Below are 15,627 nucleotides of genomic sequence, written 5' to 3'. Positions count from 1 at the left end.
AAATTAATCCATCTTTTTGAGGAGAAAGCAGGAAAGAAGTGAAGGTTCTGAAAGTGCGCTATACTAAAGAAAGAGAATTAATTGACGAAACGGAGGCGGGGAGATGAAGGTCGAAAGTCTGAAGAACAATGAAAAGGCTAAAAAACTGTGCGTGTCGTTAGTACTTAGAACGCATTAAATGAAACGGCAGAGTAACGCAATATACTTGAATCTTTTTCCGGGGAAAAATCGTATGTAAAGTAGGATAAAAGAGGATGTTATAAACATGAATGGTTATGAACAAAAGGTGTATAAGGAACTGAAATCATGGCGCCGACATGTATTAAAAAAGTCAGGCCTCATTTCCCAACTGTCAAAACAGACCCAGACAAAATTAAATGGGATGATTCCTGAAAAGGCACATAAAGTTATAACGGAAAGTATCAAAAATATGGTAAAGGCAACGCTGTTTGGATCTAATATTACAACAAATAAGCAGCAATCAGCGGGTCTGAGTCTTTTTGAAAAGGATCAGCTTCTGAAGGAAAAACTTACGTCTTATCGAAAAACAGCTGTGATAGAAGGGGCTGGAACAGGTGCCGGCGGTTTTTTCTTGGGGATCGCTGATTTTCCGATGCTTTTATCCATTAAAATGAAGTTTTTGTTTGAAGCAGCAGCAGTTTACGGATATGACACAAGTCAATATGAGGAACGTCTATTTATTCTTTATGTATTTCAACTTGCCTTTTCAAGTGATAACAAACGAAAGGAAACCTTTTATATACTTGAAAATTGGGAAACTGAAAAGGAGAATCTCACTGACATGGATTGGCGAACTTTTCAGCAGGAATACAGGGATTATATTGATTTGATTAAACTGCTGCAGCTTGTTCCAGGCTTTGGCGCTATTGTTGGAGCTTATGCGAATCATAATTTGCTTGATACTTTGGGTGAAACAGCTATGAACGTATATCGGATGCGTTTGTTGACGACACAGCCATGGGATTACTAAAGGGCTTATGCGGTCCGTTTGCGATAGAGGAAAATTTTCACATCAGCATTTCATGGTCGGTAAATGCAATATGGGGTATGACCGAACGCCATAACCAACTTCTGGGTGAATTTATTATGCAGGCAGCCGCATTCTGCATATTAATGCGGCTTTTTAGTACCGTTTTACAGCAATTGGACTGACAAGGTTTCTGCTTCGGTATACTCATAACTGTTGATTAATCCATATTCTTCTATTGCTTTTTTAGGAACGGATTTCTGGTAGATGGTTATGTCTACCGGACTGCTGAATGGAAATACACCCATTTCGATTGATTGTTCATCTTTCCAATGCATGTCAATTTTATTGGTGTGGAAAAACGTAAGCGACTTCGGAACAGGCAGGCCATCTTTGAAAAAAGGATGCTCATTTTGCTTTGAAACACCGGGATTGTTCATGCAAACATACAAAGAAAGACTGTCAAACAGCCGCAGCAAGTCTCTATGGACATTAAATATATTCTCTTCATAACCATCTATAAACTGAATCAGCCGCTTTTGCCGTTCGCGTTCTTTTTGAACAAACAATTGAGATTCTTCCGCCGCATCATCCAGCAGAAAGCGTGCATAATGTTCACTGCACAGCAATGCAGCATACCGATCATGTTTTTCAACTTCATCGACGCCGTGTTTATAAAAAACGGTTTTAGCCGGATTGGGAAAATCGGTAAATGTATAAGGCGTGTTCTTTTCATCATTCCAAAATGGCTGTTTATCGATCATTTTCCATGCAAAGTCATGGTTTGTAATAGCATACAGAACGGACGGCTTAAAGTCTTCCTCCAAAAAGAACGAATCTTTCAGGTTAGCTGCCAGCTGGCCGGAAACCTGGGCATGGTGATGTTGTTCAATCATAATATATGAATCCTGTTGTTCCCGCACAATCATTTAACAACATCCTTTCTGAATATTATTTTAGTTCAGTATACTAAATAATGGGTGCTGTTCAAAATAGAACCTTGCTAAATGTGTATCAATTATGTATAATAGGTTACATAAAGTAAGTTAGTGTAATATAATAATTAAATGATTCGATTGGAAGGATTGTGTAAATTGGAAAATAAATTTTTTGAAAAACCCGCCACATACGTCGGGGAAGTTAATATAAACGTCACGGACCTTGAATCTTCATTATCATTTTATGAGCAAGTTATTGGTTTCAGTGTGCTGGAAAAAACCGGTGACAAAGCAGTGTTGACCGCAGATGGCAAAACACCTTTACTAACACTGATGCAGCCGAAAGATGTTGTGCCGAAAGAGGGTCGGACGACAGGGTTATTTCACTTTGCAATCCTGCTTCCTTCAAGAGCTGATCTTTCAAGCTTTATTAAACACGTTGCAAGGGCAGGGGCGCGTCTTGGGGCGTCTGATCATTTAGTCAGTGAAGCATTATATTTGAATGATCCTGATGGCAACGGGATTGAAGTGTATCATGACCGGCCGTCCAATGAATGGAGCTGGTCGGATGGTCAGGTTGCCATGTCGACTGAACCGCTTGATGCTGACAGTCTGGTTGCTGAAAGCGATAAAGCATGGAACGGTTTGCCGAATGGGACGGTGATGGGGCACATTCACCTTCACGTGGCCAATTTAAAAAGTACGAAAAGCTTTTATATAGACGGACTTGGCTTCCAGGTTGTAACAAACTACCCCGGAGCGCTATTTACGTCGACAGCCGATTATCATCACCATATCGGCTTGAATATATGGAACGGTGAAAATGTGCCGGCACCTTCCGAAAACAGTGTAGGTCTTAACTGGTATTCACTTGTCTTTCCTGATGAACAAAGCAGGGGGGAGAAAGTCAAAAATCTTGAAAATCAAGGTGTAACTGTCAGAAAGGAACATGATGCTTATATCGTCAAGGATCCATCTGAAAATGAAATTCATATGCAGCTTGCACGTTAAAAAAATCGTTCGGATAAGTTCCGAACGATTTTTGCTTGTGAAAAATTAACGCCTGCTGGAATGTCTAAGCCTGCCACAATTATCTTTGACCTACAGGTTATTATACCATTCTGCGGCAGCTTTTACTTCGCCCATCGACAATTGATGGCCCATGTTTTCCCAGTGCAGTTCAACCGTTGCGCCGGCATTTTCCAGCAATGATTTAAGATCCTCTGATTCTTCAGCTGAACATATTGGATCGTTGGTTCCTGCCCCGATAAAGACTTTTTTGCCGGAAAGATCCGGCAGTTCAATACCTCGTCTTGGAACCATCGGATGATGCAGAATCGCGGATTTTAAAGCATCTTTGTAATGGAATAGCAGGCTGCCTGCGATATTGGCGCCGTTGGAATAACCGACGGCTACAATATTATCCCGGTCAAAGCCGTGTTCTTCGGCTGCTTCATCAAGGAATGCGTTAAGTTCTTCAGTGCGGGCGATTAAATCGTCTTCGTCAAAAACACCTTCTGCCAGTCGTTTGAAAAAGCGGGGCATGCCGTTTTCGGAAACGTTCCCGCGCACACTCAGCACATTAGCATCCGGATCAATTTCGCGTGCGAGCGGCAATAGATTCTGTTCCGTGCCTCCTGTCCCGTGAAGCAGCAATAGTGTTGGTTTTGTCTGATCATTTCCTTTTTGAAAAATATGTTTCATCATAAGTCTCCTTCTCTGTTTCTGAGTTCTTTTTCCGAGGTTTGCGTTTTGCCGAGTTGTTTCATAATATCGATGACTGTTCTTTTTTCCTCATCTGTTATATCCTGAAAAATCTCTTCGATGGCTTCCTGATGCTGTGGGAAAATGTTATCCATCAGCTCTGTTCCTTTTTCAGTGATATGGATATAGACAACACGCCGGTCATCGGAGCAGGCACGCCGTTCGGTTAACCCTTTCGACTCAAGTTTGTCAATCACATATGTCATCGATCCGCTATTAATCAGAACTGCTTCCGATATCTGCTTCACAGTCAGGCTGCCTTTGTGGTATAGCGCCTCAAGCACTGCAAAGTCAGTTGTTTTCATATTGTAGCGGTTAATATCTTTTTTGACGTGGTCGGTGACTGATTTAGAAGCTTTCATCAGCACGACAAATGCTTTTAGTGATAAATTTTCTTCCATAGTAATCGCGCCTTTACTTTGAATTTAATTAATTTGAATTCAAACTAATTGTAATATGCCTGCAGAGGAGTGTCAATTGAATCGAACTTTAATAGATTTCGTCAAATGCTTTGTTGCTTTACGACGGCAGTTGATATACTATAAACAGCAGTACTGCTGTAAGTTTTCCCGATTTTTATAATATGATTATCTAAGACAGCCTGCAAGTAAGAAGGAATCGTTCAAAAATTCGCTATTGCCATACTTTCATATTCATGTTTAAATGTATAAAATATAATTAAAGAGGTTGTTCAAAAAGTCCGGTAAAAATGACACGTCGGTGTTTCTGGTTGGCTTGCTTTTCCGTTCCTCACGGATTAACCGCATACGTTCCGGTACCGGGAGCTTCGCCGCCTCGAACTTCTCGGTCTTTTTGAACACGCATTTTAATAGAAGGGGTGATCACATGGAAGATAATGTATCTGTCGGTTTATTAGGTGTTGGAGTTGTCGGCTCGGGTGTCATAAGTCTGATTGAGAAGCATCAGGCCAAGCTTGCTCATCAGCTGGGATGCAATGTACATGTTAAAAGCGCGCTTGTCCGTAATCCCAATAAAGTACGTGAGGTGGATGCCGGCATTAATGGAACAGCGCTCACAACAAATCGGGAGGATGTATTAAATGACCCTGATATAGATGTTGTGGTGGAAGTTATGGGGGGCATTGAGGAAGCTCGCGAATCCATTTTAAAAGCGTTTGAAGCGAAAAAGCATGTGGTCACAGCCAATAAGGATTTGGTTGCCCTGCATGGTGCTGAACTGCATGAAGCAGCAGCAAGAAACAAATGTGATTTCTATTATGAAGCAAGTGTTGCAGGCGGAATTCCAATTCTACGCGGGATTACCGATGGATTTGCTTCAGATCATATTGAACAGGTAATGGGTATCGTGAATGGCACGACGAACTACATATTAACGAAAATGAATAATGAAGGTGTCAGCTATGAAGACGCGCTGAAAGAGGCGCAGCAGCTTGGGTTTGCTGAGGCTGATCCGGCAGCTGATGTTGATGGGCTTGATGCTGCCAGGAAAATGGCCATTCTCGGACGGCTTGCTTTTTCCACCTATATTGCCCTGGATGATGTTGAAGTTACCGGCATTAAGGATATTGAACTGACTGATTTGCAATATGGTGATAAACTGGGACTGACGATGAAGCTGATTGGTTTTGCAAAATTTGACGGCAAGGAAGTTGAAGTGAATGTCCAGCCGGCTTTAATATCCCAAGAGCACCCATTGGCAGATGTCAAAAACGAATACAACGCTGTTTATGTTTACGGTGAGGCAGTCGGAGAAGCCATGTTCTACGGCGCCGGTGCGGGAAGCATGCCAACTGCTGCAGCTGTCATCTCGGACGTTGTTACTGTCATTAAAAATATGCACAGGGGCGTAACAGGCAGCCAATTTGTCGAACCGCGCTTCAAAAAGGAATTAAAATCAGAAAGCCAGCGGTTCAGCCAGTATTATGTCCGTTTTCATGCTAAAGACGAGGCTGGTGTGTTCTCAAAGATTTCGTCATTGTTCAACAAGCTGGATATCAGCTTTAAACAGATTCTGCAAAATCCATCACAAAACCCTGATACAGCTGAAATTGTCGTTATCACACACACGGCATCACTTCAAAATATGAATGAGGCTTTGAGTGAGCTCGAAAAATTGGATGAAGTGATTGATATAAACAGCTTTTATAAAGTAGAAGGAGATGCTGACGCATGACGTGGAAAGGTTTAATCGACCACTACGGGCACTATTTGCCGGTTACAGAAAAAACACCCAATCTCTCGCTGCAGGAGGGCAATACACCGCTTATCCATTTTTCGACACTGTCAAAACAGCTCGGAATTGAATTACACGGCAAGGTTGAAGGAATCAACCCGACCGGTTCATTTAAAGACAGAGGGATGGCTCTTGCGGTCGCCAAAGCAGTTGAGGAAGGAAGTAACGCTGTCATTTGTGCTTCGACCGGAAACACATCCGCTTCAGCTGCCGCTTACGCAGCCAGAGCAGGCATCCGGGCGATTATTGTTATTCCTAAGGGAAAGATTGCACTTGGAAAGCTTGCGCAAGCCGTTATGTATGGCGCTGATATTGTGGAAATTGACGGCAATTTTGACGACGCCCTGAAAATAGTCCGGAAGATCAGCGAAAATGAGCCTGTCACACTAGTTAACTCGGTTAATCCATATCGTCTTGAAGGCCAAAAAACGGCGGCATTTGAAGTCTGTGATGTGCTAGGGTCAGCTCCTGATATTCTGGCAATACCGGTTGGCAACGCCGGCAACATCAGTGCCTACTGGAAAGGCTTTAAAGAATATGACGAAAAGCAGCAGGCAGGTCTTCCGCAGATGTTCGGTTTTGAAGCCCAAGGCGCAGCGGCTATCGTCCGGAATGAAGTGGTGGCGGATCCGGAAACAATCGCAACAGCCATCCGAATCGGCAACCCGGCTAGCTGGGAGCTGGCCGTTAAAGCACGTGATGAATCGAACGGTCGAATTGGGTCGGTTACGGATACGGAAATAGCTGATGCCCAGAGGCTCCTGGCAAGGAAAGAAGGTGTTTTTGCCGAGCCGGGATCGTGTGCTTCTTTAGCCGGTGTCATTCAGCAGTGCCGCAATGGAACAATCGCTGAAGGGTCAAAGGTTGTAACGGTTCTGACCGGAAATGGGCTGAAGGATCCGCAAACGGCAATCGATCAAATCGATGAAGATCCAGTTGTTTTACCTAATGATGAAGCAGTTGTGACCGATTATATCGGGAAGCTGGTGAACGTATGAAGTCATTTGGAATACGAGTTCCGGCAAGCTCGGCAAACATCGGGCCGGGCTTTGATTCCATGGGGCTTGCGCTTAATTTATACTTAACGCTGAAGGTCTCCCCTTCAGATAAATGGGAGATTACACAGCATTCACCGAATCTCCCTGAACAGACGGACTATGATAATCATTATATTATACAAGTGGCTCGCAGTGTGGCGGCAAACTGGAATCAGGAACTTCCGGCATGCAGTATAACGATTGAAAGCGAGATTCCTCTGGCGCGAGGTCTGGGGAGCAGTGCCTCTGCCATTGTTGCCGGTATAGAACTGGCTGATCAGGCATGCAATCTGAATCTGACACAAGAGCAAAAACTGGAAATAGGGACTGAGATAGAGGGTCATCCCGATAATGTTGCGCCGGCATTGGTAGGCGGATTTATCATTTCCACTGTTGTCAATGACGACGTGGATTGGGCATCACTGCAGGACCCTGATTTGGAGGTGATCCTTTATATTCCGGGGAGTGACTTGAAGACGGAAGAAGCGAGAAGCGTTTTGCCTGAAAACTACACCAGGGAACATGCTGCATCGGCCAGTGCAATCAGCAATGTGCTGATTGCGTCACTTGCTGCCGGTGATTACTCGCTGGCAGGCAAAATGATGGAGCAGGATGTGTTCCATGAACCATATAGAGCGTCAATGATTCCAAATTATCACGACATTCGCCGTGAAGCTAAGCAGCAGGGGGCGTATGGAACAGTTATCAGCGGAGCCGGCCCGACCATGATGTCGTTTGTTCCAAAAGATAAGGGTCAAATGATTGTCGCACATTTTCAGGAATTCCTGCCTGACTATCAGGTGGTCTTGCTGCAGGCGGATCATACAGGATCATCAATCATAAGCAACTTTTAACCACACAGCGCTCGTTCAGCTGTGTGGTTTTAATTGTATGAAGCTAAGTCTCTTTTTCAGTCAGCTCAAGTTTGAAATCGCCAACTGTCCCTTCCACATATAAATTGGTGATGGAAGTCGAATAATTGCTGATTGCTGCCGGAAATTCGAGGTTCTCCCCGGGGACTTTTACAGTAAAATCATTCTCATAAAGCAGTGTTGTGACATCATGAGACTCTTCATGTGTGACTTTAAACTCGAAACTTATCCTGGTTAACGTTTTTCCATGTCGTGTGACTGAATCTATCTGTACATTAGATGCGTTAAATTCCATATCATTAATAAAAATTGTTTGATTCATGTTCTCACCTTCTGTAGTTTAATTTTCCGGAGTTTGTGGGTTCATCGTTTAAGCTTCCTACAAATTTAATCGTAACAGGTTTGATTATGTTCTGCCATGTTTGGGTTCGTTATCAGCCGGCAATAGCGGTTGCAAGTGGAATAAATCATGAGCGTGAGGGGGAAAATGAATTATTAGTTGATTTAGTCAGGAAAGGAGAAAGCATTCATGGCAATTACGCGCGAAAAGGGCATGGATAACACACATCGATTATTAATGGAAGGTTTTCATTATATACCGGAAAGACGCCGGAAGTTTCAGTCGAATATTTTCCAGACAAGGCTGCTCGGGCAAAAAGTCATATGCATAGGGGGAGAAGAAGCGGCAGAAGTTTTTTATGACGAGGGAAAATTTAAGCGAAAAGGAGCTGCACCAAACCGTGTTAAGGAAACGCTGTTTGGCAAAAAGGGCGTCCAGGGAATGGATGATACCCCTCATAGACATCGCAAACAGCTGTTTATGTCGCTTATGACCTCCGAACGTCTTCGTGAACTGAGAGAAATCACGCGATGGCAATGGCAAGTGGCACGTGATAACTGGCAGCAAAAACGGGAGATGTCACTGTTTCATGAATCTGAAAAACTGATGTGTCGTGTTGCCTGTGAATGGGCCGGGGTTCCGTTGTTTGCGAGTGAGCTGAATCAGCGCACACGGGATCTTGCAGCCATGATTGATGCTTTCGGGGCAATCGGTCCGCGGCATTGGAAAGGGCGAACAGCACGCAACCGATCTGAAAAGTGGGCACGAAGTCTTGTGCAGCAGGTCCGGGAAGGAAAGCGCAGTCCGCGTGAAGGCACAGCTTTAAATGCGATCGCATGGCATCGTGATTTAAATGGCAAGCTGCTGAGCCTGCAGACAGCAGCAGTTGAATTGCTGAATATCCTGCGCCCGATTACAGCAATTGGAAGATATGTGACATTTGGAGCCTTGGCAATGCATGATTTTCCGGAAACAAGTGAAAAACTTCGGAGTGGTGATGAAACATACAACAGGATGTTTGTTCAGGAAGTACGCCGCTACTATCCATTTGGGCCGTTTTTAGGTGCAAAAGTCCGTCATAATTTCAATTGGAGCGGTCATCATTTCAATAAAGGAACATTGGTCTTGCTCGATGTGTATGGCACAAATCACGACCTGGATTTATGGGAGAACCCCGATGAATTCAGACCGGAGCGCTTTAAGGAGTGGGGCGGCAGTCCGTTTGATTTTATCCCGCAAGGCGGCGGTGACTATGATATGGGACATCGCTGTGCCGGTGAATGGGTAACCGTTGATGTGATGCAAGTCAGCCTCGAATATCTGGCGAATCACATTGACTATGAAGTACCAAAGCAACATTTGTATTACAGCATGGTGCGGATGCCAACATTGCCGAAAAGCCGGTTTATGATAAGTCGGGTTACACCCCGCTAGAGATTTGATCAGCGGTTTTTGAATTTACAGTCTTCACGAAATAGGCAGCGGCAAAATAATGTCGGTTCCGGTATTTCATAAGCCACAATATATTTGTAAGGCTCTTTTTGTGAATTTTGGTAACTTGCAGTTGATATAAACTGCGACATAGATATTACGTGAGCTCTCTGGCAACGCAGCTGATTTGGCAGAAGGTTTGCTCGTCACTTTCCATGGGCTCAGTATGTTCCTTGCTCGGGCCGATGTTTCCGCTCTCCGGCCCATGTTTCTGTTCTTGAGTGGTTACTGAGACAACCACCCAATGAATAGAATGGTATGTGAGAGCATGCAAATTGGGGGGAGAGGATATGCGGATACATGTCGCACGAAACGGTGATTCGCTATGGCAGATAGCACAAAATTATGGGTCAGCTGTTAATCAGATTGTTTTGTTGAATGAATTGGATAACCCGGATGTGCTGGTTGTCGGCCAGACATTGGTTATCCCGGAGCCTGGTCTTGAACATGTTATCCAGCCTGGCGATACGTTATGGCAAATAGCCCAAATGCTTGAGGTGACGGTTCAGGAACTTACGGCGGCCAATAATATTACAGACCCGTCGTTGATATATGCCGGGCAAATGCTGAAGAATCCTTATTTCACGCATATTGTAAGAGCTGGGGAGTACATTTGGTTGATTGCGCAACAGTATGGTGCCAGTCCTGAACAAATTATTGCAGCCAATGATATTGAACCGCCAGGCCTTATATTTCCGGGTCAGACGCTAAGAATTCCTGCTACAGCAAAGCCTGTAACCGAAGTGAATGCTTATACGACGCGGGTGGATGAACAGGGTGTCCCTGATGTATTACGTGTGGGAAGATATTTGACTTATCTGTCCCCATTCATGTATAGCATAACGGAAGATGGATCGCTTACAATACTTTCAGAAGAACCGGTTCTTCAAGCAGCGAAGGCTAATAACGTGGCACCGTTATTGGTGGTGACTAATTTCACACAGAGTGAGTTTAACTCGGATTTAGCGGCAGCTGTCCTTCGTAATACTGAAGCACAGGAGCAGCTTATCAGTGAACTTTTGGAGGTTATGCGTGCAAAAGGCTATGCGGGCGTTAATTTTAATTTTGAATATGTTTACCCGGAGGACCGCGAGAACTATAATCAATTTCTAAGGCGTGTGGTGGCGCGTCTTCACCCGGAAGGTTTTCTCGTTTCAACAGCTTTGGCACCAAAAGAAACTGCCGGCCAGGAGGGTTTGCTGTATGAAGCACATGACTACCAGGCACATGGGGAAATTGCTGATTTTGTGGCGTTGATGACATATGAATGGGGATGGGCAGGCGGTGAACCATGGGCGATTGCGCCTGTGAATAAAGTAAGGGATATACTCGATTATGCTGTCACCGTTATGCCCCGCGATAAAATTCTTATGGGCGTTCCTTTATATGGCCGTGACTGGGAAATCCCGTGGACAGAGGGTACCATTGCAAGTACCGTGAGTCCGAAAGAAGCGGTGCAGCTGGCAGCAGTAAACGGGGTAGCCATTCAATATGATGAAACGTACCAGTCCCCATTTTTCCGATATACGGATGAAACCGGACAGGAACATGAAGTATGGTTTGAAGACGCGCGTAGTATGCAGGCCAAATATGATGCCGTAAAGGAATATGGCCTGAGAGGTGTCAGTTATTGGGCACTGGGAACGCCATTCCCGCAAAATTGGCCGGTGCTTCAGGATAATTTCAATATCAGGAAATATTAATTGGAGCCCTTTGAGATGGCGGTGGCCGTTTCAAAGGGTTTTTAACGTGCTCGGCAACAAGTCCCCTTCGAAGACCCCCACTGATTGAAAATTCACTTTATGCTATAATTGTCCTTTATATTTTGAGTATAACGATCATAAATGGAAGGGTGACTATCGCTATGAACAATCAAATTGTATTGGATGACATGAAAAAAACAGATTGGAATCAGGTTTATCATATTTTCAACGAAGGCATTCAAACAGGAAATGCAACATTCGAGACGGAAGCTCCGACCTGGGAGTCGTGGGATCGTGATTATTTCTCGGTTTGCAGGCTGGTAGCACAGAAAGGTCAAGAAGTTGTCGGCTGGGCGGCACTGACCCCGATTTCAAAACGTGAGGCGCATTGTGGAGCGGCTGAGGTAAGCATTTATATCAGCAGCACGAGTACGGGAAATGGGGTTGGAACCAAGCTGCTTGAGCGTTTGGTGGATGTCAGTGAAGAATGCGGATTCTGGTCATTGGAAGCGGATATTTTTAAGGAAAATGAAAGCAGCATTCTCTTACATAAAAAATGCGGGTTCAGAGAAGTTGGTACTAGACGCCGTCTCGGAAAGTTAAACGGTGTATGGCGTGACGTGGTCATTCTGGAAAGACGGAGTGATGTTGTTGGCATGGATTAGCGTGTTTCTTCAAGTGTTTTCCGGAACAGGTCGTGGAATTTCAATTCATCCTCGTGGCTGAACGCTTTAGGCCCCTTTGTCCGCTTTCCGCTTTTACGTGCCATTGCATTCATGTGCCGTGTTTGCAGCAGATGATCGATATTCTGATTCGTGTAGGTGAACCCTTTATGATGCAACACGGTACACCCTTTGGAAAGTCCCAGCGAGGCAAGACCGTAATCCTGCGTGACGATGATATCTCCCTGGTTTGCCAGTTTCATAATCCGGTAATCTGCAGCTTCGGCACCTGTATCCACATAAATTGTCTCGACACCGGGCTGTTCGTTATCATGCGAAAAATGGGAAAAACTTTTCACAAGTATGACCGGTACATTGAATTCACGAGCAACAGATGTGATTGTTTTTTTAACCGGACAGGCATCCGCATCCACGTAAACATTCATCAGAAATTCCTCCGTATTGTATATACCATAATTCTAGCAGAAGTTGTGCTATGGGACCACTCACATATCGTGAAAAATGGCTAACGCGTTTATAGAAAATCTCCCCTGCCAAAAAGCAAAAACAGAAAAGTCAACCTTGAGGCTGGTACAACAGCGTTTTCATTGAAGAAAAACCCGAACTAACGACGGCCGCTCGGAAATATACTTCGCGTTTCGCGGGCAGCTGGTGAGCCTCCTCGGGCTAAGCAATAAGCGGTCTCATCTATGCCTCCCGTCCCGCAGAAGTCTCCGTATATTGCCTTCGCTAAAAGCTGCGTTTAGTTCGTCTTTAACATCACTCGTTTTAGTTATGTCCCAGCCTTTTTTAACCTCTTGTTTTTTCAGCACATATGTAATATACTACATTACATAACTAATGCACTAATCTGCATAAAGGAGGCAAGCTTGATGATCAATCCGGATAGCGCCAAACCGATTTACATACAGATTTCGGAATGGATTGAGAACGAAATCCTCAATGAGAACTTCAAACCGGACGAAAAAGTACATTCCCAATACAAGCTTGCCGATATGTTCAACATTAATCCTGCTACAGCGGCAAAAGGGTTGACGTTATTGTCTGAGGAGAAAATTCTTTATAACAAGCGCGGACTCGGTAAATTTGTTTCGTCTGATGCCAAGGCCATCATTACCGAAAAACGAAAAGACAAGACTTTAAAGCGGCTTATTCAAGAGGCTGTGCTGGAAGCCGAACGATTACATGTGGATGAAAAAGAATTAATGAACATGATGAAGAAAACGATCAATGAACGTAAGGGGGATGCAACATGAAAGTGATTGAGTGTAAGAACTTGACCAAATCATATGGACGTCAGAAGGCATTGAATGATCTGTCCGTTTCGATTGAAGAAAATAAGATAACTGGCCTGGTTGGGCGAAACGGCGCTGGAAAGACGACACTCCTGAAAATACTTGCGGGATTTTGGCGTGAGTCAGCCGGGGAAGTGAACGTTTTTTTCCGCCGGCCATTTGATAGTCTGTTTGTTTCGGCCAACACAATGTTTATAGATGACCAAATGAACTTTCCAATGGTTCTGACGCTTAAAGAAATCTTTGAAGAGGCTGAACGGTTTTATGAAAAATGGGATGCTGAACTGGCAGATCGACTGTTTGATTACTTTTCATTTCGCCCCGGTCAGAATTATCATAGCCTTTCCAAAGGGAAAAAAAGCACGTTTAATATGATTGTCGGGCTATGTTCACGATGTGCGCTGACGATTTTCGATGAACCGACAACAGGGATGGACGCAGCGGCACGAAAAGATTTTTACCGCGCACTGCTGAAAGACTATTTGGCGCACCCCCGCTCGATTATCGTATCAAGCCACCTTTTGGATGAAATAGAGGAAGTGCTGGAGGATGTGCTCTTGATTGAGGGCGGTCAAAATTATTTGCATATGCCGGTTGAGGAGTTAAAAGAATATGCGGTTGGTTTAAGCGGGTCATCTGAAGAAATACAAAAATGGACGCTGAATCGGGAAGTGCTTCATACGAAAATGATTGGCACTCATAACACATATGCTGTCGTGACCAATGATTTTAAGGAAAATGAATTGGATCAGATCAGGCTGTCGGGCATCGATATATCATCTGTTTCACCGGCTGATGTATGTGTTTATCTGACAGGCAGACGACAAGGAGGGATCGATGATGTCTTTGACAAAGCCTAGCCTGGTCAAACTGGTGCAGAAGCAATTCCGCTTCAAGCTGAAAAATTTCTCCGGCATGTTCAGTACCTTAATCACGCTGCAGTTGATTGGACTTCTGTTCTCCCTTGGGGCAACGAGCAACTTTTATAGTGGGGGAGCTATTGTTGATCTGGAAATAAGTTATTATTCCGCTGACATCGTTTTCGTATTTACAATACTATGGGGTTTTATCAGTGCTGTTCTTATGAAAACAAAAGCTTACCGAGAAGATGATTTTGCTTTTGTGACAAATCGTCTCAGCAGCAATTTATCCAATATTGCTTTTCTGTTCTCGGCCAGTATCGTCGGCGGTGTGACAGCTATACTATCAGGCTATTTACTGAAAGTGATTGCCTATTTTTTCTTTAATTTCACGCCCATTATTCAAACCGGTTTAGTTGATACGCCGATGGAATTGCTGACCGGGATGCTTTCGGCGTCACTCTTTATTTTCCTGTTTGCCAGCGCTGGGTATTTGATTGGAACATTAGTGCATCTTCATAAGTCTTTTGCTTATATTACACCTGTGGCTGTCATTGGGTTGCTTATAATAGGCGACCGGGGAAGCAGTGGCCACTTGTTAATAGAAGCAGGGAATTTCTATTTTAACGAGACCTCATTTTGGCTATTCGCGTGTAAAATTCTCATCACAGCCGGCCTGCTGCTAGCCGGTTCGTTCGTGGTTTCTCAACGATTGGAGGTAAGGACATAATGAATTTTGTAAACTTTGTGCCGATGATATTGACGATGCTTATCCTTGGCGCCGTTGTATTTGCAGCCTTAAAATTCACGCCAAAGAAAAGTAAGAACAACAGTTATGTCAAGTTAATGAAGTGGATGCTTGGCATTTACATAGCAGTGCTGATCGTGTCTGTGCCGTTGGTGATGCTGCTGCCGAAAGATGCTGATTTCGTTGTTGATTCGGCGCATAAGGCGTCAGACTATCCGTCATTACATGAGCTTGCTGCAAGTGGTAACATCGAAGAATCCGGGAGCGACTTTCAACAGAAAACATGGGAAGAGACGATGGAAAATCAGGAGATTCATGTGCGTACAGCAAACACAAATGGCCCATCCCCTTCTCTTTATGTTGAAAACGTAAATAAGCAAGGAAATAAGGTAGAAGTGATCCATTACCGTACGCCATTTATAGTCAAAGGAAATGATATGACACACAGGTTGAACCCATTGAAAATTAATTTTTCCACTGATTCAATGACGATCCGTCCGCCTGTTCCGGCAAGGATAAACCTTACCATGTTTCAACAGGAAATTCCAACCGCGCAATTTACGGGAGAACGCAGGATTGCCAATGTTGATACAACAAACAGTAACGGGCTAGTATATTTGAAGGTGCCTGAAAATATAGAATTGAGCTCTGACAGCGGCGTACATTTGAATCATGTTGATGCAGATAATTAGGT

General features: G+C 44.1%; 17 protein-coding genes. 12 read left to right on the top strand and 5 right to left on the bottom strand.

What is annotated here, in order from left to right; genetic code table 11:
• Positions 1 to 265 precede the first annotated feature (265 nt).
• The gene (locus AOX59_RS12330; protein ID WP_068445967.1) at positions 266 to 991 is read left to right on the top strand and encodes an EcsC family protein; all 726 of its coding nucleotides are present in this window, start codon (positions 266 to 268) and stop codon (positions 989 to 991) included.
• A 164-nt stretch (positions 992 to 1,155) separates the two neighbouring features.
• Here the strand turns inward: AOX59_RS12330 and AOX59_RS12325 are convergent, their stop codons facing one another.
• On the bottom strand, positions 1,156 to 1,917 hold the full coding sequence (locus tag AOX59_RS12325) for a DUF3891 family protein (protein ID WP_068445965.1): 762 nt from the start codon (positions 1,915 to 1,917) through the stop codon (positions 1,156 to 1,158).
• Between the two features lie 165 nt (positions 1,918 to 2,082).
• On the opposite strand from AOX59_RS12325, the gene AOX59_RS12320 reads away from it, so the two are divergent.
• Positions 2,083 to 2,937, top strand: a complete 855-nt coding sequence (locus AOX59_RS12320) for a VOC family protein (protein ID WP_082684200.1) — start codon at positions 2,083 to 2,085, stop codon at positions 2,935 to 2,937.
• 90 nt (positions 2,938 to 3,027) lie between these two features.
• Here AOX59_RS12320 and AOX59_RS12315 read toward each other — a convergent pair whose 3' ends face one another.
• Both AOX59_RS12315 and AOX59_RS12310 read right to left on the bottom strand, forming a co-directional pair.
• Positions 3,028 to 3,633: an alpha/beta hydrolase gene (locus AOX59_RS12315; RefSeq protein ID WP_179946405.1), complete on the bottom strand. Its 606-nt coding sequence runs from the start codon at positions 3,631 to 3,633 to the stop codon at positions 3,028 to 3,030.
• Positions 3,630 to 4,091, bottom strand: coding sequence for a MarR family winged helix-turn-helix transcriptional regulator (locus AOX59_RS12310; RefSeq protein ID WP_068445962.1), 462 nt, complete (start codon positions 4,089 to 4,091; stop codon positions 3,630 to 3,632). The genes AOX59_RS12315 and AOX59_RS12310 overlap by 4 nt, the downstream gene beginning before the upstream one ends.
• 445 nt (positions 4,092 to 4,536) lie before the next feature.
• Here AOX59_RS12310 and AOX59_RS12305 point away from each other — a divergent pair, with 445 nt between their 5' ends.
• The 3 genes from AOX59_RS12305 to thrB are packed head-to-tail and all read left to right on the top strand — an operon-like array spanning position 4,537 to position 7,795.
• Positions 4,537 to 5,844 carry a homoserine dehydrogenase gene (locus AOX59_RS12305; RefSeq protein WP_068445960.1) on the top strand — a complete coding sequence of 436 codons (1,308 nt, stop codon included), beginning with the start codon at positions 4,537 to 4,539 and terminating at the stop codon, positions 5,842 to 5,844.
• Positions 5,841 to 6,902 carry a threonine synthase gene (gene thrC, locus AOX59_RS12300; RefSeq protein ID WP_068445959.1) on the top strand — a complete coding sequence of 354 codons (1,062 nt, stop codon included), beginning with the start codon at positions 5,841 to 5,843 and terminating at the stop codon, positions 6,900 to 6,902. The genes AOX59_RS12305 and thrC overlap by 4 nt, the downstream gene beginning before the upstream one ends.
• Entirely contained in the window at positions 6,899 to 7,795 is an 897-nt protein-coding gene (gene thrB / locus AOX59_RS12295; protein WP_068445958.1) for a homoserine kinase, read from the top strand. Before thrC ends, thrB begins: the two co-directional genes overlap by 4 nt.
• Positions 7,796 to 7,838: 43 nt before the next feature.
• Here thrB and AOX59_RS12290 read toward each other — a convergent pair whose 3' ends face one another.
• Complete coding sequence (locus AOX59_RS12290) at positions 7,839 to 8,135, bottom strand: DUF3219 family protein (RefSeq protein WP_068445956.1); 297 nt, start codon at positions 8,133 to 8,135, stop codon at positions 7,839 to 7,841.
• A gap of 207 nt (positions 8,136 to 8,342) precedes the next feature.
• Here AOX59_RS12290 and AOX59_RS12285 point away from each other — a divergent pair, with 207 nt between their 5' ends.
• The 3 genes from AOX59_RS12285 (at position 8,343) to AOX59_RS12275 (ending at position 12,012) form a co-directional block, all read left to right on the top strand.
• On the top strand, positions 8,343 to 9,587 hold the full coding sequence (locus AOX59_RS12285; RefSeq protein WP_068445954.1) for a CYP152 family fatty-acid peroxygenase CypC: 1,245 nt from the start codon (positions 8,343 to 8,345) through the stop codon (positions 9,585 to 9,587).
• A 347-nt stretch (positions 9,588 to 9,934) separates the two neighbouring features.
• Positions 9,935 to 11,347 (top strand): LysM peptidoglycan-binding domain-containing protein, encoded by a 1,413-nt coding sequence (locus AOX59_RS12280; protein WP_068445953.1) that lies wholly within the window; start codon positions 9,935 to 9,937, stop codon positions 11,345 to 11,347.
• Positions 11,348 to 11,508: 161 nt separating this feature from the next.
• Positions 11,509 to 12,012 (top strand): GNAT family N-acetyltransferase, encoded by a 504-nt coding sequence (locus AOX59_RS12275; protein WP_068445950.1) that lies wholly within the window; start codon positions 11,509 to 11,511, stop codon positions 12,010 to 12,012.
• On the opposite strand, the gene AOX59_RS12270 is transcribed toward AOX59_RS12275, so the two are convergent.
• Positions 12,009 to 12,455 (bottom strand): YaiI/YqxD family protein, encoded by a 447-nt coding sequence (locus AOX59_RS12270; protein ID WP_068445948.1) that lies wholly within the window; start codon positions 12,453 to 12,455, stop codon positions 12,009 to 12,011. The genes AOX59_RS12275 and AOX59_RS12270 overlap by 4 nt on opposite strands.
• A gap of 444 nt (positions 12,456 to 12,899) precedes the next feature.
• On the opposite strand from AOX59_RS12270, the gene AOX59_RS12265 reads away from it, so the two are divergent.
• From AOX59_RS12265 to AOX59_RS12250, 4 genes are read left to right on the top strand one after another with little or no spacing between them, the layout of a single operon-like run.
• Positions 12,900 to 13,286 carry a GntR family transcriptional regulator gene (locus tag AOX59_RS12265; RefSeq protein ID WP_068445946.1) on the top strand — a complete coding sequence of 129 codons (387 nt, stop codon included), beginning with the start codon at positions 12,900 to 12,902 and terminating at the stop codon, positions 13,284 to 13,286.
• Positions 13,283 to 14,185, top strand: a complete 903-nt coding sequence (locus AOX59_RS12260) for an ATP-binding cassette domain-containing protein (protein ID WP_068445945.1) — start codon at positions 13,283 to 13,285, stop codon at positions 14,183 to 14,185. The genes AOX59_RS12265 and AOX59_RS12260 overlap by 4 nt, the downstream gene beginning before the upstream one ends.
• Positions 14,163 to 14,915: a hypothetical protein gene (locus tag AOX59_RS12255; RefSeq protein WP_156418696.1), complete on the top strand. Its 753-nt coding sequence runs from the start codon at positions 14,163 to 14,165 to the stop codon at positions 14,913 to 14,915. The genes AOX59_RS12260 and AOX59_RS12255 overlap by 23 nt, the downstream gene beginning before the upstream one ends.
• Positions 14,915 to 15,625, top strand: a complete 711-nt coding sequence (locus AOX59_RS12250) for a hypothetical protein (protein WP_068445942.1) — start codon at positions 14,915 to 14,917, stop codon at positions 15,623 to 15,625. Before AOX59_RS12255 ends, AOX59_RS12250 begins: the two co-directional genes overlap by 1 nt.
• Positions 15,626 to 15,627: the final 2 nt, after the last annotated feature.

This window comes from Lentibacillus amyloliquefaciens (assembly GCF_001307805.1).
Taxonomy (GTDB): domain Bacteria; phylum Bacillota; class Bacilli; order Bacillales; family Amphibacillaceae; genus Lentibacillus; species Lentibacillus amyloliquefaciens.
The sequence above is the reverse complement of the archived record's forward strand: the minus strand, read 5'-3'. Positions and strand labels throughout refer to the sequence as shown.